This is a genomic window from Pseudomonas sp. TAE6080, from assembly GCF_018732265.1.
Classification (GTDB): Bacteria; Pseudomonadota; Gammaproteobacteria; order Pseudomonadales; family Pseudomonadaceae; genus Aquipseudomonas; species Aquipseudomonas brenneri.
In genome coordinates this window covers 33,334-60,239 of record NZ_JAHIDY010000029.1, presented here as the reverse complement: position 1 = coordinate 60,239, position 26,906 = coordinate 33,334, and the positions used below count along the sequence as shown (strand labels likewise).

Below are 26,906 nucleotides of genomic sequence, written 5' to 3'. Positions count from 1 at the left end.
TGCAGCCGCCAATCAAGGCGTGCGGATGTAGGTGCCGGTACCCTTGAGAATGTTCTGCAAGGTTTCTTCGACCTCGGCCAGGTCCGACGCAGGCGTGCTGTGCTTGATCAGCAGGTGATCGTTGCCGCCCAGCGCGTCCTTGTCTGGCGCACCAATCTCCACCAGCAAGGTGGTTGCACCGAGGGTGATCTTCAGGCCGTCCAGGGTCGAAGGCTCGTAATCCCAGGTCAGCTCCACCTCGTCCTCATCCGGATAACGGGACAGCATGAACATCTCGCCATTGGTGCCGTGGCAGCAGAGCATGGCCATGTTGTCTTCTTCGTCATCGCACGGGGTGGCGAGCAGGTGGGCGGTGGTCAGTTGCATGTGGAATCCTGTGTGGGAGAGGGCGCAGCGCGGCAATTGTGCCATTGCGACGGATTTTGTGCTGCATGCTGTTATGACCTTGGGGCTGGGATCAGTCATTTTTGGCACTCGCAGGCTTGAAAATAGCCAATTTTGTTACCGGTTTTTTCGGGTTGCACAAATTGCAACCAGTGTGCAGCGTGCCGATGACCGAATATGTCGCAGCATCGCAAGCAGCCCACTTCCCACACTCGTTAAGCTGCGCAACGTATGTGCCTCCAACGTGACGCTGACCTGCCCGTTGTACCGTCATCCACTGGCGGCATGTGACCTCATTGACTTGTCCAGCTTCACCCACCTGTCACCCTGATTCGTTTATGGTGTTTATCATCATTGCCTGCGAACAGAAATGACGGTCTCCCCGCAAGGGGATAACACGCGACGCTTCCATCAATAACAAGCCCAAGCGGAGTACCACAGATGGCGTTCTTCACCGCAGCCAGCAAAGCCGACTTCCAGCATCAACTGCAAGCGGCACTGGCGCAGCACATCAGTGAACAGGCACTGCCACAAGTGGCGCTGTTCGCTGAGCAATTCTTCGGCATCATTTCCCTGGACGAACTGACCCAGCGTCGCATGTCCGACCTGGCCGGTTGTACCCTGTCTGCCTGGCGCCTGCTTGAGCGCTTTGACCACACCCAACCGCAAGTGCGGGTCTACAACCCCGACTACGAACGTCATGGCTGGCAGTCGACCCACACGGCGGTCGAAGTGCTGCACCACGACCTGCCGTTCCTCGTGGATTCGGTGCGTACCGAGCTGAACCGTCGCGGCTACAGCATCCATACCCTGCAAACCACCGTACTCAGCGTGCGTCGTGGCAAGAAGGGCGAGTTGCTGGAAATCCTGCCCAAGGGCACCCAGGGCGACGACGTTCAGCAAGAATCGCTGATGTACCTGGAAATCGACCGCTGCGCCAATGCCGCCGAACTCAACGTCCTGAGCAAGGAACTTGAGCAAGTGCTGGGCGAAGTGCGCGTGGCCGTGGCTGATTTCGAGCCGATGAAGGCCAAGGTCCAGGAGCTGCTGGCCGGGATCGACAACAGCCAGTTCGCCATCGAAGGCGAAGAAAAGGCCGAGATCAAGAGCTTCCTCGAATGGCTGGTGGGCAACCACTTCACCTTCCTGGGCTATGAAGAGTTTGTGGTGCGCGACGAGCAGGATGGCGGTCATCTGGAATATGACGCCAATTCCTTCCTCGGCCTGACCAAGCTGCTGCGCGCCGGCCTCACTGCCGAAGACCTGCGCATCGAAGACTACGCCGTGGCCTACCTGCGCGAGCCGACTGTATTGTCGTTCGCCAAGGCCGCGCACCCAAGCCGTGTGCACCGCCCGGCTTATCCCGACTACGTGTCGATCCGCCAGATCGATGCTGACGGCAAGGTCATCAAGGAATGCCGCTTCATGGGCCTCTACACCTCTTCGGTGTACGGCGAAAGCGTGCGAGTGATTCCTTATATCCGGCGCAAGGTCGCGGAAATCGAGCGCCGCTCGGGCTTCCAGGCCAAGGCGCACCTGGGCAAGGAACTGGCCCAGGTGGTCGAAGTGCTGCCCCGTGACGACCTGTTCCAGACCCCGGTGGATGAGCTGTTCAGCACCGTGATGTCCATCGTGCAGATCCAGGAACGCAACAAGATCCGCGTGTTCCTGCGCAAAGACCCGTACGGTCGTTTCTGCTACTGCCTGGCTTACGTGCCGCGTGATATCTACTCCACCGAAGTGCGCCAGAAGATCCAGCAAGTGCTGATGGATCGCCTGAAGGCCTCGGATTGCGAGTTCTGGACATTCTTCTCCGAGTCCGTGCTGGCCCGTGTGCAGCTGATTCTGCGGGTTGACCCGAAGAACCGCCTGGATATCGACCCGCTGTTGCTGGAAAAAGAAGTGGTGCAGGCCTGCCGCAGCTGGCAGGACGACTACGCCAGCCTCGTGGTCGAGAGCTTCGGCGAAGCCCACGGCACCAACGTGCTGGCGGATTTCCCGAAAGGCTTCCCCGCAGGTTATCGCGAGCGCTTCGCCGCGCACTCGGCCGTGGTTGACATGCAGCACCTGTTGAACCTGACCGAAGCCAAGCCGCTGGTGATGAGTTTCTATCAGCCGCTGGGCCATGTGACCGGCCAGCAGGAGTTGCACTGCAAGCTGTATCACGCCGATACCCCGCTGGCGCTGTCCGACGTGCTGCCGATCCTGGAAAACCTCGGCCTGCGCGTGCTGGGTGAGTTCCCGTACCGCCTGCGCCACGCCAATGGCCGCGAGTTCTGGATCCACGACTTTGCGTTCACCGCCGCCGAAGGCCTGAACCTCGATATCCAACAGCTCAACGACACCCTGCAGGACGCGTTCGTGCACATCGTCAATGGCGATGCCGAGAACGATGCGTTCAACCGCCTGGTGCTGACCGCCGGTTTGCCATGGCGTGACGTGGCGCTGCTGCGTGCCTATGCCCGTTACCTGAAGCAGATCCGCCTGGGCTTTGACCTGGGCTATATCGCCAGCACCCTGAACAACCACACCGACATCGCCCGCGAGTTGACCCGGTTGTTCAAGACCCGCTTCTACCTGGCACGCAAGCTCACCAGTGACGACCTGGAAGACAAGCAGCAACGCCTGGAGCAAGCGATTCTCACTGCCCTGGACGATGTGCAGGTGCTCAACGAAGACCGCATCCTGCGGCGCTACCTGGACCTGATCAAGGCCACCTTGCGCACCAACTTCTACCAGACGGATGCCAACGGCCAGAACAAGTCGTACTTCAGCTTCAAGTTCAACCCGCACGCCATTCCTGAGTTGCCCAAGCCGGTGCCGAAGTTTGAAATCTTCGTCTACTCGCCACGCGTCGAAGGCGTACACCTGCGCTTTGGCAACGTCGCTCGCGGCGGCCTGCGCTGGTCCGACCGTGAAGAAGACTTCCGTACCGAAGTGCTCGGCCTGGTGAAAGCCCAGCAAGTGAAGAACTCGGTGATCGTGCCGGTGGGCGCCAAGGGCGGTTTCCTGCCACGTCGCCTGCCACTGGGTGGCAGCCGGGACGAGATCGCAGCCGAGGGCATCGCCTGCTACCGCATCTTCATTTCCGGGCTGCTGGACATTACCGACAACCTGAAAGACGGTGCCCTGGTGCCACCGTTGAACGTGGTGCGCCACGACAACGATGACCCGTACCTGGTAGTGGCGGCCGACAAAGGCACCGCGACCTTCTCCGATATCGCCAACGGCATCGCCATCGACTACGGCTTCTGGCTGGGCGATGCGTTTGCTTCCGGTGGTTCGGCCGGTTACGACCACAAGAAGATGGGCATCACCGCTAAAGGCGCGTGGGTGGGTGTGCAGCGTCACTTCCGTGAGCGCGGCATCAACGTGCAGGAAGACAGCATCACCGTGGTCGGCGTCGGCGATATGGCCGGTGACGTGTTCGGCAACGGCTTGCTCATGTCTGACAAGCTGCAACTGGTCGCGGCCTTCAACCACCTGCATATCTTTGTCGATCCGAACCCGAACCCGGCGACCAGCTTCGTCGAGCGCCAGCGCATGTTCGAGCTGCCGCGTTCGGCCTGGAGCGACTACGACACCAGCATCATGTCTGAAGGCGGCGGGATCTTCTCGCGCAGTGCCAAAAGCATCGCCATCTCGCCACAGATGAAAGAACGCTTCGACATCCAGGCCGACAAGCTGACCCCGACCGAACTGCTGAACGCCTTGCTCAAGGCGCCGGTGGACCTGTTGTGGAACGGTGGTATCGGTACTTACGTCAAGGCCAGCACTGAAAGCCATGCAGACGTGGGCGACAAGGCCAACGACGCACTGCGGGTCAACGGCAACGAACTGCGCTGCAAGGTGGTGGGCGAGGGCGGTAACCTCGGCATGACCCAACTGGGTCGTGTGGAATTCGGCCTCAATGGCGGCGGTTCCAACACCGACTTCATCGATAACGCCGGTGGCGTGGACTGCTCCGACCACGAAGTGAACATCAAGATCCTGCTCAACGAAGTGGTGCAGGCCGGCGACATGACCGACAAGCAACGCAACCAGTTGCTGGCGAGCATGACCGACGAAGTCGGCAACCTGGTGTTGGGCAACAACTACAAGCAGACCCAGGCCCTGTCCCTAGCCGCGCGCAAAGCTTACGAGCGTGCTGCCGAGTACAAGCGCCTGATGAGCGACCTGGAAGGCCGTGGCAAGCTTGACCGCGCCATCGAGTACCTGCCGACCGAGGAGCAGCTCACCGAGCGCGCTGCCACCGGCAAGGGCTTGACCCGTCCGGAGCTGTCGGTGCTGATCTCGTACAGCAAGATCGACCTCAAGGAAGCCCTGCTCAAGTCCCTGGTACCGGATGACGACTACCTGACCCGTGACATGGAGACCGCATTCCCGCCGAGCCTGGTGGCCAAGTTCTCCGAGGCCATGCGTCGCCATCGCCTCAAGCGCGAGATCGTCAGCACCCAGATCGCCAACGACCTGGTCAACCACATGGGCATCACCTTCGTGCAGCGGCTCAAAGAGTCGACCGGCATGAGCCCGGCCAACGTGGCCGGCGCCTATGTGATCGTGCGTGACATTTTCCATCTCCCGCACTGGTTCCGTCAGATCGAAGCCCTGGACCACCAGGTCTCCGCTGAAGTGCAACTGGCGCTGATGGATGAGCTGATGCGCCTGGGCCGCCGTGCCACGCGCTGGTTCCTGCGCAGCCGTCGCAATGAGCAGGATGCGGCGCGTGATGTGGCGCACTTCGGCCCGCACCTGGCAGCGTTGGGCCTCAAGCTCGACGAGCTGCTGGAAGGGCCGACCCGCGAAGGCTGGCAGAACCGTTATCAGAAGTACGTCGAGGCTGGCGTACCGGAATTGCTGGCGCGCATGGTTGCTGGCACGACTCACCTGTACACCCTGTTGCCGATCATCGAAGCGGCCGACGTCACCGGCCAGAGTGCCGCGGATGTGGCCAAGGCTTACTTCGCTGTGGGCAGCGCCCTGGATTTGCCGTGGTACCTGCAGCAGATCAGCGATCTGCCGGTAGGCAACAACTGGCAGGCCCAGGCCCGTGAAGCCTTCCGTGATGATGTGGATTGGCAGCAACGGGCGATCACCATCAAGGTTCTGCAAATGGCCGATGCGCCAGAAGGCATGGAAGCCCGTGTGGCTCTGTGGCTTGAGCAGAATGCGAGCATGGTCGAGCGCTGGCGCGCAATGATGGTGGAAATTCGTGCTGCCGTCGGCACGGATTACGCCATGTATGCAGTCGCCAACCGTGAGTTGCTGGACCTGGCGTTGAGTGGTCAATCGGTGCTGTAACCGTCTCGCTCAAGCGCTGAAAAAAAGCCCCGTATCGTACGATACGGGGCTTTTTCATGGTTTGTGCTAAGGCTGAGCGTCAGTAGGCTCTACCCAGAAAGACCATGGGGCTTAGGGTTTTGAACACGACCGGCAGGGTGTCCTGGAGCTCGTTGACAATGACCTGTGCCGTGTGGCTGTCTCGTGGGGATAACTGGTGCCGCAGTGCCCAGGCGTCTTGCTCGACGGTCTGTAGACGCAGCGCACCGTCTGTTTTCATCAGTACAAACTGCAGCATTGCATAGGCCTTGGGCAGGTTTCTCTCAAGCCCATAGGTGTGTGGTGCTCTGGTCCTGTCCTGCGACAGACCGGCCAGTGCATAGCCATACTCCAGTATCCCGTCCAACTGCCCCATCAGTGCCAGTTGGGTAATCCGTGTTTGTTTTTCCTCGACACTGATCGTTTTATCCGACGTAAAAGCCCGGTTGTAGACCGCTTCCGGGTATCCGCTGTCGGCAGACTTTTGATACAGCTCTGCAATCAGCGCTGCACGTTCTACCGTGTTGGTAATCAGCTCTGGTTGTTCGCGGTAAGCCTCAGCCAGCTTGTACTGGGCTTCGGGGTTGCCCGTTGCTGTGGCCTTGACCAGCCACTCGGCATTCTGGGTCAGGGTATACAGGTACAGCATGGCGCGAGCACTGCCGTCGGCTGCAGCACTTGTTGCCAAGTCCTTGGCCTTTGCCAGCGAGTCGCGGTCGCCCAGTCGCATCAGTGCCGGAATGTGGTCCTTGGCCGCCGCAAGCCTCAGCCACTTTTTGGTGTTCTCACTCGCAGAGCGAAATCCTCCGTCCAGGCGTGTTTCACAAGTCGCCATGGCGTATTGCGACTCTACGTCTCCAGCGGCGGCGGCAATGGTCAGGTGGTACCTGGCTTTTTCATAGTTCTCCAGTTTGAACAACGTAAGTCCGGTCTTTTTAGCCGCTTCATTCAATTGGCTCAAGGAAGGGCTCAGGACTGCTGGAGTTGTCTCGGTCTGGGTGTTCAGCTGTGTGAGCAGAGTGAACAGCGACGACAACACGGGTGAGTCAATAGACATATTCGATACCTGTAATAAAGCACTCAAGTTGTGCGAGATACAGGCTATGGAGAATTTGCTGGTAGGAGTGGCTAGATAGTTACCGCAAGGGCCTGCGGGCGATTAGCCTTGATCGGGCTGGCCCAAGCGGTGCTGGAGATGTTCCAGATGCTGGGTCATCCGTGCAGCGGCGATTGTCGCATCAGCGCGCCCTAGTGCTTCAACAATGGCCATCTGTGCCTGGCCTGCACAATCGCTGTAGACCTGTGCGTCGTGTCGGGCAACGAACAACGATGTCAGCGGCACCAGGCTATTGAGGAAATGTGCCAACGGTCGATTTCCTGCAATTGTTGCCAGATGCAGGTGAAACTCCCCCGCCAGTCGAATCGCCGACCCATACTGGCGCCGCTCGGTGCATTCGTCCTGCTGTGCGATCAGCTCGCGCAATTGGGATATCTGAGCGGGTTTTGCCTGGGCGCAAGCCAGGTGGACCACCGTCACCTCCATCAACCGCCGTGCTTGCAGGACTTGCTGCATGTGGTGGGTATCCGGTGCCGCCACTTGGGCGCGCAAATTAGGGCGAAGGATGATTACTTGCTGATCGGCCAGGCGTGCCAGGACTCGGCGAATTGCGCTGCGGCTGACGCCAAAACTGTGTGCCAGGCTTTCTTCGGTAAAGCGACTGGTCGGCACGATGCGTTGCTCCAGAATGGCATCGAACAGTTGTGGGTAGATGTCCTGCGCCGAGAGCTTTTTACCGGCCACCAGGCACATGCTGGGCGGGGCGGTGACAGCGATGTTGCGTTGCAGGGCGTGAGCGTTCATGGCCAGTCTCCGGAGTCAGTTGCCGAGATGATCGTCAGGAATGTTCAGGGCAATGCCCATGCGCTGGCCTTCGTTGAGGATATGGCGGCGCATTTCGGCACTGGCCAGGGCGCTGTTTTTATTGCGGATGGCGCGCACGACCGCGTCGTTTTCCAGCAGGCGTTCGGCCAGGTGCTCGGGGGAGTTGCGTAGCACCTGGGCGCTTTGCTTGAGGGCGTTGCTGGTCTGCTGCACCACGTTCTGGAAAATCGGGTTGGAGGTCAGGGCGAACAGTTCTTCGTGGAACGCGATGTAGGCGTTCATTCCCGCCTCGCTGTCGTTGGCGTCGAGGGCTTCGCGCATGTCCATCAGGGTCAGGCGCAGTTGGCCGATTTCCTTGCTGGTGATGGACTGGGCCACCAAGCCGACGATAAACGGCTCCAGGGTGTAGCGCAGTTGCAGGATGTCGGCGAGGCTGGCGTCGGCCACAGCGTCATGGGACTGGGGGTCGTTGACGATGGTTTCCAGTACGACCACGCCCTTGCCGGGCATCGAACGTACCAGGCCGAGGGTTTCCAGCACGATCACCGCTTCACGCAGGCTGGGGCGGCTGATGCCCATTTGTTCGGCCAGTTCGCGCTGGCCGGGCAGCATTTCGCCACGTCGCCATTGGCCTCGGGCCAGGGCGGCGCGCAGTTTTTCTACGACTGAATTGACGACGGTTGAGGTGCTGATCACGTCGTGGGCTCCTTGAATTTAAATAACCCTTCAACTGTAGGCGCGAGCTTGCTCGCGAAGGTCATCAACGATAACGCGGGCAGACTGGGTGCGCGCGGTGCCTTGAAGTTTTTCGCGAGCAAGCTCGCTCCTACAGTGTATGGGGAAGGTTCAGAACTCCTGATGGGCCGGCAACACCGGCTTCTTGGCCTGGAACGCATACCCTTGTTGCCCATCGAGCACCTTGTTGGCCCGTTGGATATCAATGTCCTTTTCCCAGCGTGCGATAGCCACGGTGGCCACGCAGTTGCCGATCAGGTTGGTCAGCGCCCGGCCAATCCCCATGAACCAGTCCACCGCCAGCACCAGCACCAGGCCTACCACCGGGATCGCGGGAATGGCGGTCAGGGTCGCGGCCAGAATCACCAGGGCCGAGCCCGGGATGCCGTGGGCGCCCTTGGAGGTGATCAGCGATACCAGCAAGATTGTCAGCAAGTCGGTCATCGACAGCGGTGTACCGGTGGCGTTGGCAATAAACACAATGGCCAGGGTCAGGTAGATCGAGAAACCGTCGAGGTTGAACGAGTAGCCGGTTGGGATCACCAGGCCGACCGTGGAGCTGCCAATGCCCAAGTGCTCCAGTTTACGCATGATCTGTGGCAGCACCGCGTCGGAGGAGGCGGTGCCCATCACGATCAGCAGTTCTTCGCGCAGGTACTTGAGCAGCGGCAACATGCGCAGGCCCGAGAAGCGCATCACGGCACCGAGGATTATGGCGACGAACGCCATGCACGTCAGGTAGAACAAGCCCACCAGGCTACCCAGGTGTTGCAGCGAGTCCAGGCCGTAAGTGCTGGTGGTAAAGGCGATGGCGCCGAATACACCAATCGGCGCCAGGCGCACGATCATGCCCATGATGCGGAAGATCACATGGCTCAATTCGTTGATCAGACGTGAAATGCCTGAGGCAGCTTCACCCACCAGGTTCAGGGCGCTGCCAAACAGCACCGAGAACAACAGCACCTGCAATACGTTGTTGTCGGCAAAGGCGCCGATCACCGAGTTGGGGATCAGGTCCATCAGGAACTGGCTGGTGCCCTTGATGTGCTGGCCGCGATCCGCCAGTTCATTGAGACCTGCAGAAGACAGCTGTTCCAGGTGGATATTGGCGCCACTGCCGATCCCGGTGCTGAACGCCAGGATCAAGCCCAGCACCAGCGCGATGGTGGTCAGTACCTCAAAGTAGATCACCGACTTGAGGCCAATGCGCCCGACTTTTTTCAGGTCGCCGGCACCGGAAATACCGCTGACCACCACGCAGAAGACGATCAGGCCAATCAGCATCTTGATCAGCTTGATAAAGCCGTCACCCAGGGGTTTGAGTTGTGCGGAAAATTCGGGAAGGGCCAAGCCGCAAGCGATGCCGAGCATCAGGCCTATGACGACTTGCAGGAAAATCGAACGCGAGCACCATCTGAGCATGGGAAGGATCTCTATTCGGTGCCCTGGTGGGTCCAGGGCTTAATTGTTGTGGTCTGACCGGTAAGTCCAGTGCGTGGCCAGTCTACGCTGGGTTTTTTGCAAACTACAAGGGGGGAGTGGGGTGTTTAGGGTCTCCGGTCTGACCAGTTGCTCGGTAAGCGTGATGCTTGAGCGGTTGGTAGCCTGGAATTTTTTTCGCTTATCATCTGTCGCTTGGCCGTTGAGGTGATAAATGGATAAGCCAGGACTGACGACGGATGAAACGGGACTGACCCGTTGTACATGGCGCACGGCCGCCGCCCAATACCCTGATTATCACGATCACGAGTGGGGCGTGCCGGTTGCCGATGACATTGCGTTGTACGAGAAGATCTGCCTGGAAGGCTTCCAGGCCGGTATGGCGTGGATCACCATCCTGCGTAAGCGTGAGCACTTTCGCCGGGCGTTCGAGGGCTTTGATTTTCGCCGCGTGGCGCTGTACACCGAGCGGGATGTTGAGCGCTTGATGGCTGATCCGGGCATCGTGCGCAATCGGGCGAAAATTGTCTCGACCATCAATAACGCACGCAGGGCCTGTGAGCTGGTGGATGAAAGCGGGTCGCTGGCCGCCTGGCTATGGGCGTTCGAGCCGGGCGCCGAGGAGCGTCCGGCGTTGGTGGACCTGGCTTATTGGACGGGCAATCCGACGTCGCCGGCGTCGGTGCGTTTGTCCAAGGCCTTGAAAAAGCGTGGCTGGACATTCGTGGGACCGACGACGATGTATGCGTTCATGCAGGCGATGGGCATGGTCAATGACCACTTGGAGGGCTGCGCCTGTCGGCAGCCAATTGAAGACCTGCGGCGCCAGTTCAGGCGCCCCTGAACTTTAGTTCTGCGCTGGCAGGGGCGTCAGCACCTCAGCCTTATCATCCAAAACCATCACCACCAGCAACTTGGCCGGTTGGGTCTGGCTGGCATTGCTGGATTCGAAGTGGCGCGAGCCGGCCGGTTCGTAGAACGATTGCCCGACCTTGTAGGTAATGGCTTTCTCATCGTTGACCCGCGAGGTGATTTCACCTTCGAGCACATAGGCCACGGCGGTGCCGGTGTGGCTGTGAGGGACGGTGGCCTGGCCCGGCGCATAGTCCACGGTCAGCATGATGGTTTTCTTGCCAGGCACGTTGCTCAGGGCGTGCTCTTGCAGCACCTTGATCGATTCCTGGTTGTAGACCGGTTCGTGGGCGAAGACGTTTAACGAAGCCAATAGAAGGGTGGTGCCGAGCAGGGTTTTCATGGTGAGGTTTCCAGTCATTCCAGATCCCTTAACCCTACGCCCGGCAGCGTGGCGTACCTATAGCCAATCGGCCGGAAAACCCCTCAGCCAATCTGCTGCAAGATCGTGCGGACCTTGTCCAGCGAAGGGTCGATATCCAGGGTCTCGATGGCGCCAAAACCAATGATCAGGCCACTGCGCACCGGTGCCTGATGAAAAAACACATCCAGCGGATACAGCCCGACTTCGACCTGGCGCGCCAGCTCGATCAGCAGCGCAATGTTGACGGGCACCTTGCACAGCGCCGCCAAATGGAAGCCCGCCACGCTGGGCACGACATCGAACCAGGGTGACAAGTCGCCGGCCAGGCGGCTGAGGATGCGCTCGCGACGAGAAGCGTACACGGTGTGACAGCGCCGGATGTGCTTGAGCAAATAGCCTTCGTTGATGAACTTGGCCAGCGCCCATTGCGCCAGTGTCGAGGTGTGCTGGTCTGTCAGTTGCTTGGCCTTGAGGACGGCGCCGTGGATCACCGGCGGCAGTACGGCATAGCCCAGGCGCAGTTCCGGCAGCAGGCTTTTGGAGAAGGTCCCGACATAGGCGACCATGCCCCACTGGTCCATGCTTTGCAGGGAGTGAGTGGGGCGGCCTTCGTAGCGAAAGTCACTGTCATAGTCGTCTTCGATCACAATTGCACCCAGCTCCAGGGCCCGCGCCAGAAGGGCTTCACGCCGTGGCAGGCTCATTGGCATGCCGAGGGGGAACTGGTGCGATGGCGTGACGTAGATCAGCCGCGTGCCGTCGGGAATCAACGCCACTTCAATCCCTTGTGCGTCCACCGGCACGCAGGCAACCGTTGCGCCCATGGCTTCGAACAGTAGGCGCGCCGGGGTGTAGCCGGGGTCTTCCATGGCGACGATAGTTCCCGGCTCCAGCACCACGCGGGCGATCATGTCCAGGGCCTGTTGGGCGCCGTTGCACACCACAATGTCGTCGTCCCGGCAGTTCACGCCTCGGGAAAAGGCGACGTGCCCGGCAATCGCACTGCGCAAGGCGGGCAGGCCTTCGGGCTGGCTGTAGAAGCCACTGTTCTGGGCGACGCGGCGCAATGCGTCCTGGGTGCAGCGCCGCCATTCGTCCTGGGGGAACAGGCTGCGGGTGGTGGCCCCGCCGATGAATTCGTAGCGCAGTGTGCTATCGCGGGTTGGATGGCGCATGGGGGAGGGCAGTGCCTGCCACTTGGCGAGGTTGGCGGCACAGGCCAGGTCTGTGGCACTTTGCAGCTGTTTGGCACGCAACGCGTGGGCGTTGACGAAGGTCCCGCGCCCGGTCTTGCCGATCAGCAAGCCTTCGTAGGTCAGCGTGGTGTAGGTGTCGGACACGGTCTTGCGCGACACCCCCAGTTGCTCGGCCAGCAAGCGGCTGGGGGGCAATTGCGCGCCGGCTGCCAGGCGCCCCGACTCAATGGCCTCGCGCAATTGTTGGTAAAGCTGTTCGGCCAGATCCTTGCGGCCGTTGATGACAACGTGCAGTTCCATGTTTGATCCCGAAGCGGTCGATCCTGCCAAGGTTACTCGCAAGTGCTGCGTGCCGGTATCGTCAAGATGGCCTCCCGCTAAACCTGCAGATTGGCTATTGGGCTTGTGACAGGGTGCCGATAGGCTGGACGGTCACCGCATTCGCCACCCGAGATTGCCCAATGGAACGCCTCAATTACTACACCGCCTCGCCTCAAGCGCTCAAGGGCATGCTGATGCTGGAGGCGTCGATCTTTGATCTGTCCATCGAAAAGCCGTTGCTGGAGCTGATCAAGATCCGTGTGTCACAGCTCAATCGCTGTGGGTTTTGCACGGACATGCACTCGATGGCTGCGCGTCAACATGGGGAAAGTGAGCGCAGGTTGTTTGCCCTGTGCGTGTGGCAGGATTCACCGTTTTTTACACTGCGGGAAAAGGCCGCGCTGGCCTGGAGCGAGTCGATTGCCTTGCTGCCCAGCTCCAATGTACCGGATGAACTGTATGCGTCGATGCGCGAGGTGCTCAGTGAGCAGGAACTGGTGGACCTGACCATGGCGGTGTCTGCCATCAGCGGCTGGAACCGCTTGGCGGTGAGCTTTCGCAAGCAACCGCCAAACCCCTAGTCAAAAATGTGGGTCAGGAGAGGAAACCACCGTCCACATTCAGCGATACGCCGGTGGTGTAGGTCGATGCATCGCTGGCCAGGTACAACACGGCGCCGGCCATCTCGCTCGGATCGGCCACACGCTTGAGCGGGATCTGCGCCAGGGCCATGTTGAGGATCGATTCGTTCTTGACCAGCGCCGAGGCGAACTTGGTGTCGGTCAGGCCCGGCAGCAGGGCGTTGCAACGAATGCCGAATGGCGCGCATTCCTTGGCAAAGACCTTGGTCATGTTGATCACGGCGGCCTTGGTCACCGAGTAGATGCCCTGGAAGTGCCCTGGGGAAATACCGTTGATCGAGGCCACGTTGATGATGCTGCCACCGCCGTTTTCACGCATCAGCTTGCCGGCTTCCACCGACATGAAGAAGTAGCCACGGATGTTCACGTCAACGGTTTTCTGGAACGCGCCCAAGTCGGTGTCCAGCACGTTGCAGAACTGCGGATTGGTAGCGGCGTTATTGACCAAGATGTCCAGGCGCCCGAACTGCTGGCGGATGCCGGCGAAGACCTCGGTGATCTGCTCCATCTCGCCGATATGGCAGGCAATGGCCGTGGCCTTGCCGCCGGCGGCGACGATGGCGTCGGCCACGTGCTGGCAGCCATCGATCTTGCGGCTTGAGACAATCACATGGGCGCCTTGCTGGGCCAGCAGTTTGGCAATGGCTTCACCGATGCCACGGCTGGCGCCGGAGACAAAAGCGATCTTGCCGTCGAGGTCAAACAGGTTGGTCTTGGACATGGTGGTTCCTTGAGAGGGCTATCAGAGGGCGGATTTGCCGATGACATTCAGGCTCATCTGCTCCAGTAATTTGTTCATGTGAATGAACTGCGCAAAACGTTTGTCCTGGGTCTGGCCATGGAAGAAGCGGTAGTAGATCTGCTGCACGATGCCGGCCAGGCGGAACAGGCCGTAGGTGTAGTAGAAGTCGAAGTTGTCGATCTGGATGCCTGAGCGCTCGGCGTAATAATCGACAAACTGGCGGCGGGTGAGCATGCCGGGAGCGTTGCTCGGTTGGCGGCGCATCAGTTGCACGGGCGCTGGGTCTGCAGCTTCGATCCAGTAGGCGAGGCTGTTGCCCAGGTCCATCAGGGGATCGCCCAGGGTGGTCAGTTCCCAATCCAGCACACCGATGATTTGCATCGGGTTGTGCGGGTCTAGAATTACGTTGTCGAAGCGATAGTCGTTGTGCACGATGCTGGAGGTCGGATGATCGGCCGGCATCTTGTCATTGAGCCAGGTACGCACGGCTTCCCATTTCGGCGCGTCGGGGGTCAGGGCTTTTTCATAGCGCTCGCTCCAGCCACGGATCTGGCGCTGCACGTAACCCTCGGGCTTGCCCAGGTCTGCCAGGCCGCAGGCGTTGTAGTCGACCTGGTGCAGCTCGACGAACTTGTCGATAAAACTCTTGCACAAGGCTTCGGTGCGCGCTGCGTCCAGGCCCAGCTCCGGCGGCAGGTCCGAGCGCAGGATGATGCCTTTGACCCGCTCCATCACATAGAACTCGGCACCGATCACCGATTCGTCGGTGCAGTGCACGTAGGCCTTGGGGCAGTAGGGGAAACCATCCTTGAGTTGATTGAGGATACGAAACTCGCGGCCCATGTCATGGGCGGACTTGGCCTTGTGGCCAAAGGGCGGGCGCCGCAGGACGAATTCCTGGTCGGGGTATTCCAGCAGGTAGGTCAGGTTGGAGGCGCCCCCCGGAAACTGGCTGACTTTCGCGCTGCCGTTCAGGCCTGGGATATGGGCCTTGAGGTACGGGTCGATGAGGCTGGCATCCAGTTCTTCGCCGGGGCGGATCTGGGTGGATTGGTCATTGAGCGCCATGCTTATCCCTTCTGCTTATTCTTGAGGCCTTGGACTATTGGCTAATCTAATGCGCACAGCCGACCAGCCACAAGGCTGTGACGGCTTAATAGGTTAGCGTGTTGGATGATGATCAGCGTGCCTGATCGGTCATTTGGTGAAGGCTTAGCCGCGTGGTGGCAGTGCTACCGGGGTCAGCACCGGGCGCCCGGCGAAGTACTCCAGCAGGTTGTCTGCCACCCGCTGCACGGTGTCGTGAGCCGCTTCCGGCGACAGCCCGGCCACATGCGGGGTGAGGACGGTGTTGCAGAGGCGCTTGAGGGCGTCGGGTACGCTGGGCTCATCATCGAACACATCCAGGGCTGCGCCGCCAATACGTCGCTGCTCCAAGGCGCTGATCAGGTCAGCAGTGACAATGACGCTGCCACGGGCAATGTTCACCAAGAAACCGTTGGGCCCCAGGGCGTCCAGGGCCTGGCGGTCGATCAGGTGGCGAGTACTGGCGCCGCCAGGGGTGGCGATGATCAAGAAGTCCGAGGTGCGTGCCAGTTCCACCGGGGTTGCGCAGTAGGTGTAGTCCACATCGCTACGGGGCTGGCGGCTGTGGTAGCTGATCTGCATGTCAAAACCCAGGGCCGCGCGCCTGGCAATCGCCATGCCCACCGCGCCCAGGCCCAGGATGCCCAGGTGCTTGCCAGCCAGGGACGGGCGCATGACCTTGGGCCATTCGCTGCGCCGTACCGCTGCGTCAGCCCGGGGAATGTCACGTACCAGCGACAGCAGCAGCGCCATGGCGTGGTCTGCCACCGATGGGGCATTCACGCCGGCACCGTTGGTGACGACGATGCCCCGGTTACTCGCAGCCTGTAGGTCCACGTGCTCATAGCCGGCACCTATCACGCAAATGATTTCCAGCAGCGGCAGGGCAGCGATTTCCTCGGCATACAACCCCAGAGGGCCACGGGTCAGCACGGCCTTGATCTGTGTGCCATGGGCCTTGATGGCCTGGGCGCGCTCGGCCGGCGTCGGTGCCAGGATTACATGAAAGTCATTGCTCTCGATGATGTGCAGGTATTCGTTGATGGTTTCAACCAGGACCAGAACAGTGGCGGACATGGGGCAGCTCTTGTTGTGGGGTTTGATACCTGGATTATGCGGCATTTTTGTAGTACGAAATGCCTGCGAGTGGAAGATCTTTCCTTGACGGAAGGTCTTGGCATGGGGATGCCAGCGCCTGCGCAGGCTGAAGACGCTGTGCATCGGTTTGGCTGCTACTGGGCCTGTCTCACCTTGTTTTGTTCCGCCTGGGCGATTTCCCTGAAATCATAGGTAGGGAAAAATTCGGTCCTGTAGGTTCCCCAAGCAGTGTTTTCCAATGCCAGGTTGACCGCAGACAGACGGGAGGCGGGTAGGCGCAGGACGATGACTTGTCCGATGCCCATGGTGATGTTCCAACTGACAACCTCTACTCCTGCTGGCGGAAACACTTTATAGAATTCCTGTTTGGAAAGTTGTGCCCTTAGTTCACTTAATGGGCGTGATTGATCATGTTTTAGAAAAACCGTCAGCATGATTGCGTTATCGGGAGTAGCGACAGGTTCTTTGGCTGTCGGCTGTGCACTGGCGCCGCTTGAAATAAGGGCGGACAACCAGACGGTGGAAATCAGTAAGGACTTGAGTTGGGTTTTCATAGGTGGCGTCTTTTTATTGGTTTTATGAATTGTATGTGGGGCGATTAATAATACTTAATGAGAGGTGGAAGTTTTGATTGGCCCTTTGTAAGGTGCGTGAACAACATATATGCGTACGGTTTCATTAGTCTCAAGCATGTCGCGAGGGACTTCCCGCGAGTAGGTGAACTCTTCATTGTTCAAGACCTCCAACCGGCGCACCACGCTTCTGATCGGACCTTTATCGGGCACCAGGATATGGTTTTTCCTGTCGCCAGTGACCAGGAAGTAACCGCCGCCGCCATGCTCATACTTTGACAGCCCGGTGTCGGCGTAGAAGAACTCATAGCGATTGCGCGTCGGGTCCCACATGGAGATGCCGACCACCCCCGGGTACTTGTCCTTGACGTCTACGTGCGGTGCACCCTCGATATAGACCTTGGTGGTCAGCCACTGAGGGGAGGAGGCCAATGCGTGGACATCGGAGGTTGCCCATTGTGCCTGGCTGGTGAGCGGGGTGAGCAATCCAGCGAGAAACAGGCCTGCAAAAACAGCATTGTACTTACGCATTAAATAACTCCGGCATGGATTCTATTGTTGTTCTTGTTGTTGCCTGCGTGGGCAGGGGGGGAATATAGGTCTGATGGGAAGCGCTATCAATACCTGGGAATATGTTTGTAACAAATCCAGTGATAATAAGTTAAAAGATAATTTGAATGTTTGATATGAAATTAGGGGTGGGTAGGTTAATTCCTACAGATAAGGTGTCAGGGACTTACAGTCCGGAAAATATATAAACTTTGTGTTGAAGCGGCGGTTGTATGATTGTTGACTGGTTGAACGCATTCGCACTGAACAACTATTCCTCAGCGACAGTTGTGCTTATTCAAGCGAGTCCCGGAAAGTCGTACCCCTGTGACGGGATGGCGGCGCAAGGGCCTTCAGGGCATCGGTAGAGGGCAACGAATCTATAGCGCAATAAATCCGCGCCCCGGGCTGGTTGCGAACCCTTAGCCGATTCGAGGTGTGGGGATCAGGGTGTTGCGAGGTTTGGGTGCGGCGCTGTATTCAACGCCGTTAAACGAGAAGGTCTCAGTCTGGGGTTGCTTGGGCTTTTCTTGTGCATTGAGTTGATCGGCAATGTGGGATGCTACGCTATCGACCAATTGGCCTGCGTTGAACAAATTCAGGTTTGTTGTGGTCATGCTTGAATCTCCAAGGTTTGGGATAGAGCTTCCAGTAAGTGGGCGGTGCCGGAGTAACGTTCCTGATTCAAACAAATTGTCGTCAATCTGATTTATCTGCTCCGCACAACCATTCCTCAGCTAAGTCTTTGCTTATTCAGGCGAATCCCGGACAATCGCGCCCCTGTTACGGTCGTGGCGCTGCCTGTCAGGTTTTTCTGACTCGTCGCGATCGTATGAAAGCGGAGATCCGAGCGGATGAATGATCAGGCCAATAGCGTCGATGAACGCTACGCAACGACACCTGTAACCCTCACGGGCTGGAGCCGCCAGGACACAACCTGGATGCTTGGCCTGTTCGGCACGGCGATTGGCGCCGGTACTTTGTTTCTGCCTATCAATGCTGGCCTGGGCGGCTTCTGGCCGCTGCTGATCCTAGCGCTGCTGGCGTTCCCGATGACCTACTACGCACACCGTGGCCTGACGCGTTTTGTCTTGTCGGGCCGTGCGGGCTCGGACATCACCGAGGTGGTTGAGGAGCACTTCGGCATCAAGGCCGGTGCTTTGATCACCTTGCTGTACTTCTTCGCGATTTTCCCAATTCTGCTGATCTACAGTGTGGCGCTGACCAATACGGTGGGCAGCTTCATGTCGCACCAATTGCACATTGAACCGCCACCTCGGGCGCTGCTGTCGTTTGTGCTGATCCTTGGCCTGCTGGCCGTGGTGCGTTGCGGCGAACAGGTGATCGTCAAGGCCATGAGCCTGATGGTGTATCCGTTTATTGTCGCCTTGCTGTTCCTGGCGGTGTATCTGGTCCCGCACTGGAATGGCGGGATCCTGAGCACTGCCAGCACCGTGCCGGCGCCGTCGGCGCTGCTGCATACGCTGTGGCTGGCGATTCCGGTGATGGTGTTCTCGTTCAACCACTCGCCGATCATCTCGGCCTTCGCCGTTGACCAGAAACGCCAGTACGGCGCCCATGCCGAGGAGCGTAGCTCGCAGATTCTGTCCCGTGCCCACCTGTTGATGGTGGCGATGGTGATGTTCTTCGTATTCAGCTGCGTACTGACGTTGTCGCCAGGCCAACTGGCCGAGGCAAAGGCGCAGAACCTGTCGATCCTGTCTTACCTGGCCAACCACTTCGATAACCCGACCATCGCCTTTGCCGCGCCGTTGATTGCGTTCGTCGCGATTGCCAAGTCGTTCCTGGGTCACTACATCGGCGCCAGCGAAGGCCTCAAGGGCCTGATCGTCAAGAGCGGCCGCCGCCCGGGTGCCAAGGCCCTGGACCGCATGACCGCGGGCTTCATGCTGGTGGTGTGCTGGATCGTCGCCACGCTGAACCCGAGCATCCTGGGAATGATCGAGGCCCTGGGTGGGCCGATCATCGCTTCGATCCTGTTCCTGATGCCGATGTATGCGATTCGCAAGGTGCCAGCCATGGCCAAGTACCGTGGGCAGGCGTCCAATGTCTTTGTCACGGCGGTAGGCTTGGTGGCGATTACAGCGGTGGTGTATTCCTTGATGGCGTAAGCCTCAAGGCTGTACAGCGCTAAAAGGTGGGTTTGTGTGGGAGCTGGCAAGCCAGCTCCCACATTTGTTTTGTGGTGTGTCCAAAACTCCCTACCTCGCCGAGATCCCCTGTGTGGGCTTGCCCGCGATGAGGCCACAACAGGCCCCACATTTCTCCAGGCATAAAAAAACGCCGCGTACCTTGCGATACGCGGCGTTTTTACATCAGCAGACCTTAGGCTTGAACCACCGGAATGTTGGCGCTTGCAGCGATTTTGCGGAACTCTGCGATCTGGTCGAAGTTCAGGTAGCGGTAGACGTCACTGGCCATGGTGTCCAGTTTGGCCGCGTAGCCCATGTACTCTTCGACGGTCGGCAGGCGACCCAGTGTGGAGGCGACTGCCGCCAGCTCAGCCGAGGCCAGGTAGACGTTGGCGCCATCACCCAGACGGTTCGGGAAGTTACGGGTCGACGTCGACACTACGGTCGAATTCGGCTCAACACGTGCCTGGTTACCCATGCACAGCGAGCAGCCCGGCATTTCCATGCGCGCGCCAGCCTTGCCGTAGATGCCGTAGTAGCCTTCTTCGGTCAGTTGGTGAGCGTCCATCTTGGTCGGCGGCGACAGCCACAGACGGGTTGGCAACTGACCCTTGACCTGTTCCAGCAACTTGCCGGCAGCGCGGAAGTGACCGATGTTGGTCATGCACGAACCGATGAACACTTCGTCGATCTTCTCGCCAGCCACGCTGGACAGCAGACGGGCATCGTCCGGGTCGTTTGGTGCGCAGAGGATTGGCTCGTTGATGTGTGCCAGGTCGATCTCGATGACTTCGGCGTATTCGGCGTCGGCATCGGCTTCCATCAGTTCTGGGTTGGCAACCCAGGCTTCCATCGCTTGGGCACGACGTTCCAGGGTACGCGCATCGCCGTAGCCTTCACCGATCATCCAGCGCAGCAGGGTGATGTTGGAGTTCAGGTACTCGGTCACGGAGTCTTTCGACAGCTTGATGGTGCAACCGGCAGCCGAACGTTCGGCCGAGGCGTCGGACAGTTCGAAAGCCTGTTCCAGCGTCAGGTCGTTCAGGCCTTCGATTTCCAGGATGCGGCCGGAGAAGGCGTTTTTCTTGCCTTTCTTCTCAACGGTCAGCAGGCCGGACTGGATCGCGTAGTAAGGAATGGCATGAACCAGGTCACGCAGGGTGATGCCAGGTTTCATTTTGCCTTTGAAGCGCACCAGGATCGATTCCGGCATGTCCAGTGGCATCACGCCAGTGGCTGCGGCGAACGCGACCAGGCCAGAACCGGCCGGGAACGAGATGCCCATCGGGAAACGGGTGTGGGAGTCACCACCGGTACCCACGGTGTCCGGCAGCAGCATGCGGTTCAGCCAGCTGTGGATGATGCCGTCGCCTGGACGCAGCGATACACCGCCACGGGTCATGATGAAGTCAGGCAGGGTGTGGTGGGTGGTCACGTCGATCGGCTTTGGATAGGCCGCGGTGTGGCAGAAGGACTGCATCACCAGATCGGTCGAGAAGCCCAGGCACGCCAGGTCTTTGAGTTCGTCACGGGTCATGGGACCTGTGGTGTCCTGGGAGCCGACGGTGGTCATCTTCGGTTCGCAGTAAGTACCTGGGCGAACGCCTTTGCCTTCTGGCAGGCCGCAGGCCTTGCCGACCATTTTTTGCGCCAGGGTGAAACCCTTGCCAGTGTCGACAGGTGCTTCAGGCAGCTTGAACAGGTCGGTAGGGCCCAGGCCCAGTTCGGTGCGCGCCTTCTCGGTCAGGCCACGGCCGATGATCAGCGGGATACGGCCGCCGGCACGGACTTCGTCCAACAGGACCGGGGTCTTCATTTCGAAGGTGGTCAGGACTTCATCGGTGCCGTGCTTGCAGACTTTGCCAGCATGCGGGTACAGGTCGATCACGTCGCCCATGTGCATGTTGGTGACGTCGAATTCGATTGGCAGTGCGCCAGCATCTTCCATGGTGTTGTAGAAGATTGGAGCGATCTTGCTGCCGAAGCAGAAGCCGCCAGCGCGCTTGTTCGGCACGTAAGGAACGTCGTCGCCGAAGAACCACAGTACCGAGTTGGTCGCCGACTTACGGGACGAACCGGTACCGACCACGTCACCGACGTAGGCGATCGGGAAGCCCTGGCCGCGCATTTCTTCGATCTGCTTCATCGGGCCGGTCTTGCCTTGCTCGTCCGGCACGATGCCTTCACGAGCCATTTTCAGCATGGCCAAGGCGTGCAGCGGGATGTCAGGGCGGGACCAGGCATCGGGAGCAGGGGACAGGTCATCGGTGTTGGTTTCGCCGGTGACCTTGAACACGCGCAGGCTGATCTTGTCGGCCAGGGTCGGGCGGTTCTTGAACCACTCGCCGTCGGCCCAGGACTGGATCACTTCCTTGGCGTGCTGGTTGCCGTTCTTGGCTTTTTCCGCGACGTCGTGGAAAGCATCGAACATCAGCAGGGTGTGCTTGAGCTGGGCAGCTGCAACGGCGGCCAGTTCGGCGTCGTCCAACAGCTCGACCAGGGTCACGATGTTGTAGCCGCCTTGCATGGTGCCGAGCAGTTCAACAGCGCGCTTTTTGTCGATCAGGGGAGAAGAGACTTCGCCCTTGGCCAGGGCAGACAGGAAACCGGCCTTGACGTAGGCAGCTTCGTCAACGCCTGGTGGAATGCGGTTGGTGATCAGGTCAACGAGGAACTCTTCTTCGCCAGCCGGGGGATTTTTCAGCAGCTCAACCAGGCCTGCGGTTTGTTCGGCGTTTAGCGGCTGGGGAACGATACCCAGGGCTGCACGCTCTTCGATATGTTTGCGGTAGGCTTCAAGCACAGTTATTACCCTCATCAGTGGTCCCACGGGACGCTCATCCAGACATGCACGGCACGCATGCGCTCGGGGGCTTTTTGGGCCGTAGAGCCAGCGCTGCCGGCATTTCTCACAGAAGCTGCTTTCAAAGTTTTACGCCTGCAGAACGGAGCTGATGAGGGTTGGCGCTGGTTATTTAAAAGGGTAAATAACCAGCGCCAACACCGTTCTGAAGGAACGACTGTGCTCGTGACGCTTTGAAAACAGCTTCCAACGGATTATTTGGCGCCTTACAAGGCCGGATGATTCTACGGCAAAAAAATTCTAAAGGTAAGTTGCCGCAGCAAGTTTGCAGGGTGATGAACCTTAGACAAAGGGCTAACATGGGCCACTGTTTCTGATTCGTGCGTTGCCACCCATGTCCAACCAAACCATCAAGACCCCCTGCATCGGCCTGTGCTCCACGGTCTACGGCGATCTCGTGTGCCGCGGCTGCAAGCGTTTCCACCACGAGGTGATCCAGTGGAACGGCTATGGCGAGGAAGAAAAACGTGCCGTATGGCTGCGGCTTGAGCAACTGCTGGTGCAGGTCATGGCGGGCAAACTGGAGGTTTTCGATCCCAAACAGCTGCGTTGGCAGCTGGAGCAGCGCAAAATCCGCTTTGTGCCGCACCAGTCCGAATACTGCTGGGCCTACCAGTTGATCGCCCGGGGCGCGCGGGTGATCAACAACCTGGAAGCCTATGGGATGGTGCTGATGCCGGAGTTTCGCGACTGGAACCTGCCGGAACTGCGCGATGCCATTGATCGGGAGTTTTTTATCCTGTCCGAGGCGCATTACCAGCGTTACATCGCGCCTGGGTTCCTCAAGGATGCACTTTCTGGCTGAAGACACCGCTCCCACATTTTTGATCTTTGTTATTCCTGGCTGGCCAGTTCCTCCAGGTGATCGATGATGCTCTGGGGCTTGAGCACCAGCACATCACTCTCCAGCGCATCCAGCACCACTTCCGCCGTATTGCCAATCAACGCCCCGGAAATCCCGGTGCGCGCCACGGTGCCAATGATCGTGACCGCCGCGCGCAATTTATGGGCAGCGTGGGGAATCAGCACATCGGCCGGGCCTTCTTCGATATGCAGGCGGCTGTCATCAATGTCGAATTTGGCCTGGAACGCCTTGCACTGCTCGCGATAGCGGGCTTCGATGGTTTCCTTGAGCTGGAACACCGGATCCGCGGCCGACAACATGGGCGACGGATGGGCGCTGATCACATGCAACTGACCCTTGGCCAGGCTGGCAATGCTAAAGCCATGATCGACAATGGCGGCGTGCAGGGCTTTATGCTCGTTATCGAGGTTGCCCACGTCGATGGCCGCCAGGATCACACCGTCGGTCCATGGGGTCGCGGTCTTGACCAACAGCACTGCCGCTGGGCACAAGCGCAAGAGCTTCCAGTCATCCGGCGTCAGCAGGGCCTTTTTCAACGGGCTGTCGGGGTAATGCTGCTTGATCACCAATGCGCAACCTTCAGCCTGCTGCACGTCGATGATGGTTTCGTGCCGGTTGTTGCTCCAGGCCTGTTCGGTGCTGACGCTGTAGCCGTCGGCCACCAATTGTTCCTTGAGCAAGCTCAGCAATGCCGAATGCTCATGTTTTCTGTCGCACACCAGCAAATGCAGGCGGGCGTCGGTCACCCCGGCAATCAGCTTGGCGCGCTTGAGGGCCAGGCTTTCCGAATGTTCGGGCTCGATGATCACCAGGATTTTGCCAATTTCGTTCATGAGCGGGATCTCCAGGGGTGGGAAGGGCAAGGCTTGGAACAACTATAGTTGTTGCCCGCCGTACGTCATGTTGATGCACATCAAGGCCCGTGACTGGTGGTCTGCGGCGGGGTCGGTATAATCGGCGGCCTTTTGTGATCCTTTGCCCGTGAGCCCGATGAACCTGCCCGAAATCCACGACTTCCTCGGTTGCCGCACCCCCGACGCCTGGGTCCAGGCGGCACTGGCCGACCAGGAAACGATGCTGATCGACCACAAGAACTGCGAGTTCAAGGCCGCCAGCACCGCCTTGAGCCTGATTGCCAAGTACCACTCCCATGTCGACCTGATCAACATGATGTCGCGCCTGGCCCGCGAAGAACTGGTGCACCACGAGCAGGTCATGCGCCTGATGAAAAAGCGCAAGATCGAGCTGCGTCAGTTGCATGCCAGCCGGTATGCCTCGGGCTTGCGCAAGGTGGTACGCAGCCACGAACCGGTCAAGCTGGTGGATACCCTGGTGGTGGGCGCCTTTATCGAAGCCCGTAGTTGCGAGCGTTTCGAAGCGCTGGTGCCACATTTGGACGAAGAACTCGGCAAGTTCTACTTTGGCCTGCTGAAAAGCGAGGCACGGCACTTCCAGGGTTACCTGAAGCTGGCCTATCAGTATGGTGAGGCCAAGGACGTTGCCCAGGTGATCGAACGGGTGCGTGCCGCCGAGCAGGAGTTGATCGAGTCGCCGGACGTCGAGTTCCGTTTCCACAGCGGCGTGCCAGCCTGAGGCTAACCCCCCGTAAAAGACTGCGGGCTATTTGTTAAAAACTCTTAAAAACATGAAGTTTGCGCCAAAGCCCCCCGGCAAAGGGGTTGGGTGCGCGTGTCGACCGGTGTTGGCCCCTATAATGCGCGCACTTCAATCAGTGCTCGTACAGTGGAAGCTTATGGAAAACTTGGGTCTTGGCAGGGTATTGCTCGTTGAGGATGATCAGAAGCTCGCAGGGCTGATTGCGCACTTCCTGTCCCAGCACGGGTTTGAGGTGTCGACCGTGTATCGCGGGGATCAGGCCTTGGCGGCCTTTCTCGCATTCAAGCCCAAGATCGTCGTCCTTGACCTGATGCTGCCAGGCCAGAGCGGCCTGCATGTGTGTCGCGAAATTCGTAATGTGTCCGACACCCCCATCGTGATCCTCACCGCCAAGGAAGACGACCTGGACCACATCCTCGGCCTGGAGTCCGGCGCCGATGACTATGTCATCAAGCCCATCAAGCCTGCGGTGCTGCTGGCGCGCCTGCGGGCCCTGCAACGGCGCCAGGCGCCCGAGCCGACCGTGCGTGGTTCGCTGGCGTTCGGCCAGTTGGCGATTGATCGCAGCTGCCGGGGGGTGAGCCTGGGTGACGAGAAGATCGACCTGACTACCATGGAGTTCGAGTTGTTGTGGTTGCTGGCCAGCAGCGCGGGGAAGATCCTCTCGCGTGACGATATTCTCAACCGCATGCGCGGGATCGCCTTCGATGGGCTCAACCGCAGTGTCGATGTGTATATCAGCAAGCTGCGCAGCAAACTCAACGACAACCCCCGCGAGCCCGTGTGCATCAAGACCATCTGGGGCAAGGGCTACCTGTTCAATCCGTTTGCCTGGGAGGTCTAGCCAGATGCTGCGCCTGTTCCTGCGTCTTTACATCATCCTGGCCCTGGGGTTGGCCGGGGCGATCTGGCTGGTGAACTACACCTTCGACGAATTGCTGCCCGAAGCCAACGAAACCTACAACCGTGAAGCCATGCGCGGTCCGGCCTACGGCCTGGTGGAGCAGTTGCGCCCGTTGCCGGCTGGCGAGGCCCGCGTGGTGCGCCTGGCCGAGCTGCAAAAGCACTATGGCTTGCGCCTGGGGTTTATTGACCGCGACGCCGCCGGGCTCGACCCCCGCGAACAACAATTACTGGCAGACGGCAAGTTGGTGGTGCGCGGCGATTTCATGGAATTCATTACTGAAATCGACGGCGGCGTGCAGTTGCTTGAGGTCAAGCTGCCGGTGGAACCGCGCTGGCTGTACCTATGGGCCTACAGCTTATTGGGCTTGTGCCTGGCCATCGTCCTGTATTTCTGGGTGCGCCCGCACTGGCGTGACCTGGAGCACATCCGCCTGGCGGCCCAACGTTTTGGTGACAATGACCTGGGCTCGCGCATCCTGTTGCCGCGCCGCTCCACCGTGCGTGAGTTGGCCGGGCACTTCAACCAGATGGCCGAGCGCATCGAGCACCTGATCGCCAACCAGCGCGAACTGACCAATGCGGTGTCCCATGAGTTGCGCACACCGATTGCGCGCCTGTCGTTCGAGCTCGATCAGCTCAAGCAGGAAGCGGATCCGCGCCAGAGTCGCGCGCTGATTGGCGACATGTACGCCGACCTTGGCGAGCTGGAGGAAATGGTTTCCGAACTGTTGACCTACGCCAGCCTGGAGCGTGGTGCAACGCAGGTCACCCGGGAGAATATCGAAGCCCACAGCTGGCTCGACAGTGTGATCGGCAGCGTGGCCCTGGAAGCGGAGGCCGAAGGCGTGCAGTTGTCACTGCGCACCTGTGAAGTTGATTTCATCCAGATCGAGCCGCGATTTATGGCGCGCGCGGTGATCAACCTGCTGCGCAACGCCATTCGTTACGCCGAGCATCGGGTGGAGGTGTCGCTGGTCAGGTTTGGCGATGGGTATGAGGTCCGTGTCTGCGACGACGGCCCCGGCGTTCCCGAGGACGGCCGGGAGAAAATCTTCCAGCCCTTTATGCGCCTGGACGCCAGCCGTGACCGTCGCACCGGTGGCTTCGGCCTGGGGTTGGCATTGGTGCAGAGGGTGAGCCAGTGGCACGGCGGGCAGGTACAGGTCCTGGATTCGCATTGGGGTGGGGCGTCGTTCCGCATGACCTGGGCTTATGCCGACTGATCCTGCATCGATCAAAAATGTGGGAGCGGCGGTGCGAC

The 26,906-nt window shown here is 59.5% G+C and carries 23 protein-coding genes and 1 pseudogene; 9 read left to right on the top strand and 15 right to left on the bottom strand.

What is annotated here, in order from left to right; translation table 11 throughout:
• Positions 1-12 precede the first annotated feature (12 nt).
• On the bottom strand, positions 13-366 hold the full coding sequence (locus KL786_RS20640; RefSeq protein ID WP_215518815.1) for a hypothetical protein: 354 nt from the start codon (positions 364-366) through the stop codon (positions 13-15).
• A 459-nt stretch (positions 367-825) separates the two neighbouring features.
• Here KL786_RS20640 and KL786_RS20635 point away from each other — a divergent pair, with 459 nt between their 5' ends.
• The gene (locus KL786_RS20635; RefSeq protein ID WP_215518814.1) at positions 826-5,685 is read left to right on the top strand and encodes an NAD-glutamate dehydrogenase; all 4,860 of its coding nucleotides are present in this window, start codon (positions 826-828) and stop codon (positions 5,683-5,685) included.
• 79 nt (positions 5,686-5,764) lie between these two features.
• On the opposite strand, the gene KL786_RS20630 is transcribed toward KL786_RS20635, so the two are convergent.
• The 3 genes from KL786_RS20630 to KL786_RS20620 form a co-directional block, all read right to left on the bottom strand.
• A complete protein-coding gene (locus tag KL786_RS20630) occupies positions 5,765-6,760 on the bottom strand; it encodes a tetratricopeptide repeat protein (RefSeq protein ID WP_215518813.1) in 996 nt (331 codons plus the stop codon).
• 102 nt (positions 6,761-6,862) lie between these two features.
• On the bottom strand, positions 6,863-7,564 hold the full coding sequence (locus tag KL786_RS20625; protein ID WP_215518812.1) for a GntR family transcriptional regulator: 702 nt from the start codon (positions 7,562-7,564) through the stop codon (positions 6,863-6,865).
• Between the two features lie 15 nt (positions 7,565-7,579).
• Positions 7,580-8,281, bottom strand: a complete 702-nt coding sequence (locus KL786_RS20620) for a FadR/GntR family transcriptional regulator (protein WP_215518811.1) — start codon at positions 8,279-8,281, stop codon at positions 7,580-7,582.
• A 48-nt stretch (positions 8,282-8,329) separates the two neighbouring features.
• Here KL786_RS20620 and KL786_RS29665 point away from each other — a divergent pair.
• A pseudogene (locus tag KL786_RS29665) lies at positions 8,330-8,422 on the top strand (outer membrane lipoprotein carrier protein LolA); the annotation flags it as partial.
• A gap of 9 nt (positions 8,423-8,431) precedes the next feature.
• Here KL786_RS29665 and KL786_RS20615 read toward each other — a convergent pair.
• Positions 8,432-9,742 (bottom strand): C4-dicarboxylate transporter DctA, encoded by a 1,311-nt coding sequence (locus KL786_RS20615; RefSeq protein WP_090290893.1) that lies wholly within the window; start codon positions 9,740-9,742, stop codon positions 8,432-8,434.
• A 232-nt stretch (positions 9,743-9,974) separates the two neighbouring features.
• Here KL786_RS20615 and KL786_RS20610 point away from each other — a divergent pair, with 232 nt between their 5' ends.
• Entirely contained in the window at positions 9,975-10,604 is a 630-nt protein-coding gene (locus KL786_RS20610; protein WP_215518810.1) for a DNA-3-methyladenine glycosylase I, read from the top strand.
• A gap of 3 nt (positions 10,605-10,607) precedes the next feature.
• On the opposite strand, the gene KL786_RS20605 is transcribed toward KL786_RS20610, so the two are convergent.
• Both KL786_RS20605 and pdxR read right to left on the bottom strand, forming a co-directional pair.
• Positions 10,608-11,015: a cupin domain-containing protein gene (locus KL786_RS20605; RefSeq protein WP_032860883.1), complete on the bottom strand. Its 408-nt coding sequence runs from the start codon at positions 11,013-11,015 to the stop codon at positions 10,608-10,610.
• Positions 11,016-11,098: 83 nt separating this feature from the next.
• Entirely contained in the window at positions 11,099-12,532 is a 1,434-nt protein-coding gene (gene pdxR / locus KL786_RS20600; protein ID WP_215518809.1) for a MocR-like pyridoxine biosynthesis transcription factor PdxR, read from the bottom strand.
• A gap of 161 nt (positions 12,533-12,693) precedes the next feature.
• Between pdxR and KL786_RS20595 the strand changes: the two genes are divergently transcribed.
• Positions 12,694-13,134 (top strand): carboxymuconolactone decarboxylase family protein, encoded by a 441-nt coding sequence (locus KL786_RS20595; RefSeq protein ID WP_215518808.1) that lies wholly within the window; start codon positions 12,694-12,696, stop codon positions 13,132-13,134.
• 13 nt (positions 13,135-13,147) lie between these two features.
• Here the strand turns inward: KL786_RS20595 and KL786_RS20590 are convergent, their stop codons facing one another.
• The 6 genes from KL786_RS20590 to KL786_RS20565 all read right to left on the bottom strand — a co-directional run bounded on the left by KL786_RS20590 (position 13,148) and on the right by KL786_RS20565 (position 17,858).
• Positions 13,148-13,915, bottom strand: a complete 768-nt coding sequence (locus tag KL786_RS20590; RefSeq protein ID WP_032860879.1) for an SDR family oxidoreductase — start codon at positions 13,913-13,915, stop codon at positions 13,148-13,150.
• Positions 13,916-13,936: 21 nt separating this feature from the next.
• Positions 13,937-15,004, bottom strand: coding sequence for a phosphotransferase family protein (locus KL786_RS20585; RefSeq protein ID WP_215518807.1), 1,068 nt, complete (start codon positions 15,002-15,004; stop codon positions 13,937-13,939).
• Between the two features lie 144 nt (positions 15,005-15,148).
• A complete protein-coding gene (locus KL786_RS20580) occupies positions 15,149-16,099 on the bottom strand; it encodes a 2-hydroxyacid dehydrogenase (RefSeq protein WP_215518806.1) in 951 nt (316 codons plus the stop codon).
• Between the two features lie 155 nt (positions 16,100-16,254).
• The gene (locus KL786_RS20575) at positions 16,255-16,674 is read right to left on the bottom strand and encodes a hypothetical protein (RefSeq protein ID WP_215518805.1); all 420 of its coding nucleotides are present in this window, start codon (positions 16,672-16,674) and stop codon (positions 16,255-16,257) included.
• A 54-nt stretch (positions 16,675-16,728) separates the two neighbouring features.
• Complete coding sequence (locus KL786_RS20570) at positions 16,729-17,223, bottom strand: DUF4822 domain-containing protein (protein WP_215518804.1); 495 nt, start codon at positions 17,221-17,223, stop codon at positions 16,729-16,731.
• Between the two features lie 440 nt (positions 17,224-17,663).
• On the bottom strand, positions 17,664-17,858 hold the full coding sequence (locus tag KL786_RS20565) for a hypothetical protein (protein ID WP_215518803.1): 195 nt from the start codon (positions 17,856-17,858) through the stop codon (positions 17,664-17,666).
• A gap of 237 nt (positions 17,859-18,095) precedes the next feature.
• On the opposite strand from KL786_RS20565, the gene KL786_RS20560 reads away from it, so the two are divergent.
• Complete coding sequence (locus tag KL786_RS20560) at positions 18,096-19,373, top strand: HAAAP family serine/threonine permease (protein ID WP_215518802.1); 1,278 nt, start codon at positions 18,096-18,098, stop codon at positions 19,371-19,373.
• A 214-nt stretch (positions 19,374-19,587) separates the two neighbouring features.
• On the opposite strand, the gene acnB is transcribed toward KL786_RS20560, so the two are convergent.
• A complete protein-coding gene (gene acnB, locus KL786_RS20555) occupies positions 19,588-22,197 on the bottom strand; it encodes a bifunctional aconitate hydratase 2/2-methylisocitrate dehydratase (protein WP_090290896.1) in 2,610 nt (869 codons plus the stop codon).
• A gap of 394 nt (positions 22,198-22,591) precedes the next feature.
• On the opposite strand from acnB, the gene KL786_RS20550 reads away from it, so the two are divergent.
• Positions 22,592-23,062, top strand: coding sequence for a DUF1289 domain-containing protein (locus KL786_RS20550; protein WP_029294834.1), 471 nt, complete (start codon positions 22,592-22,594; stop codon positions 23,060-23,062).
• Positions 23,063-23,091: 29 nt separating this feature from the next.
• On the opposite strand, the gene KL786_RS20545 is transcribed toward KL786_RS20550, so the two are convergent.
• The gene (locus KL786_RS20545) at positions 23,092-23,955 is read right to left on the bottom strand and encodes a universal stress protein (protein WP_215518801.1); all 864 of its coding nucleotides are present in this window, start codon (positions 23,953-23,955) and stop codon (positions 23,092-23,094) included.
• A gap of 157 nt (positions 23,956-24,112) precedes the next feature.
• On the opposite strand from KL786_RS20545, the gene KL786_RS20540 reads away from it, so the two are divergent.
• From KL786_RS20540 to KL786_RS20530, 3 genes are all read left to right on the top strand, one after another.
• A complete protein-coding gene (locus KL786_RS20540) occupies positions 24,113-24,715 on the top strand; it encodes a MiaE family protein (protein WP_215518800.1) in 603 nt (200 codons plus the stop codon).
• 160 nt (positions 24,716-24,875) lie between these two features.
• The gene (locus KL786_RS20535; RefSeq protein WP_215518799.1) at positions 24,876-25,583 is read left to right on the top strand and encodes a response regulator; all 708 of its coding nucleotides are present in this window, start codon (positions 24,876-24,878) and stop codon (positions 25,581-25,583) included.
• Between the two features lie 4 nt (positions 25,584-25,587).
• The gene (locus KL786_RS20530) at positions 25,588-26,868 is read left to right on the top strand and encodes an ATP-binding protein (protein WP_215518798.1); all 1,281 of its coding nucleotides are present in this window, start codon (positions 25,588-25,590) and stop codon (positions 26,866-26,868) included.
• Positions 26,869-26,906: the final 38 nt, after the last annotated feature.

Coding starts and splice junctions, on each gene's coding strand:
- KL786_RS20560 (WP_215518802.1), top strand. CDS start 18,096: ATGAATGATCAGGCCAATAGCGTCGATGAACGCTACGCAACGACACCT.
- KL786_RS20590 (WP_032860879.1), bottom strand. CDS start 13,915: ATGTCCAAGACCAACCTGTTTGACCTCGACGGCAAGATCGCTTTTGTC.
- KL786_RS20610 (WP_215518810.1), top strand. CDS start 9,975: ATGGATAAGCCAGGACTGACGACGGATGAAACGGGACTGACCCGTTGT.
- KL786_RS20615 (WP_090290893.1), bottom strand. CDS start 9,742: ATGCTCAGATGGTGCTCGCGTTCGATTTTCCTGCAAGTCGTCATAGGC.
- KL786_RS20585 (WP_215518807.1), bottom strand. CDS start 15,004: ATGGCGCTCAATGACCAATCCACCCAGATCCGCCCCGGCGAAGAACTG.
- KL786_RS20625 (WP_215518812.1), bottom strand. CDS start 7,564: ATGAACGCTCACGCCCTGCAACGCAACATCGCTGTCACCGCCCCGCCC.
- KL786_RS20545 (WP_215518801.1), bottom strand. CDS start 23,955: ATGAACGAAATTGGCAAAATCCTGGTGATCATCGAGCCCGAACATTCG.
- KL786_RS20575 (WP_215518805.1), bottom strand. CDS start 16,674: ATGAAAACCCAACTCAAGTCCTTACTGATTTCCACCGTCTGGTTGTCC.
- KL786_RS20530 (WP_215518798.1), top strand. CDS start 25,588: ATGCTGCGCCTGTTCCTGCGTCTTTACATCATCCTGGCCCTGGGGTTG.
- KL786_RS20550 (WP_029294834.1), top strand. CDS start 22,592: ATGTCCAACCAAACCATCAAGACCCCCTGCATCGGCCTGTGCTCCACG.
- KL786_RS20635 (WP_215518814.1), top strand. CDS start 826: ATGGCGTTCTTCACCGCAGCCAGCAAAGCCGACTTCCAGCATCAACTG.
- KL786_RS20565 (WP_215518803.1), bottom strand. CDS start 17,858: ATGACCACAACAAACCTGAATTTGTTCAACGCAGGCCAATTGGTCGAT.
- KL786_RS20540 (WP_215518800.1), top strand. CDS start 24,113: ATGAACCTGCCCGAAATCCACGACTTCCTCGGTTGCCGCACCCCCGAC.
- KL786_RS20640 (WP_215518815.1), bottom strand. CDS start 366: ATGCAACTGACCACCGCCCACCTGCTCGCCACCCCGTGCGATGACGAA.
- KL786_RS20605 (WP_032860883.1), bottom strand. CDS start 11,015: ATGAAAACCCTGCTCGGCACCACCCTTCTATTGGCTTCGTTAAACGTC.
- KL786_RS20595 (WP_215518808.1), top strand. CDS start 12,694: ATGGAACGCCTCAATTACTACACCGCCTCGCCTCAAGCGCTCAAGGGC.
- KL786_RS20630 (WP_215518813.1), bottom strand. CDS start 6,760: ATGTCTATTGACTCACCCGTGTTGTCGTCGCTGTTCACTCTGCTCACA.
- KL786_RS20570 (WP_215518804.1), bottom strand. CDS start 17,223: ATGCGTAAGTACAATGCTGTTTTTGCAGGCCTGTTTCTCGCTGGATTG.
- KL786_RS20535 (WP_215518799.1), top strand. CDS start 24,876: ATGGAAAACTTGGGTCTTGGCAGGGTATTGCTCGTTGAGGATGATCAG.
- pdxR (WP_215518809.1), bottom strand. CDS start 12,532: ATGGAACTGCACGTTGTCATCAACGGCCGCAAGGATCTGGCCGAACAG.
- KL786_RS20580 (WP_215518806.1), bottom strand. CDS start 16,099: ATGTCCGCCACTGTTCTGGTCCTGGTTGAAACCATCAACGAATACCTG.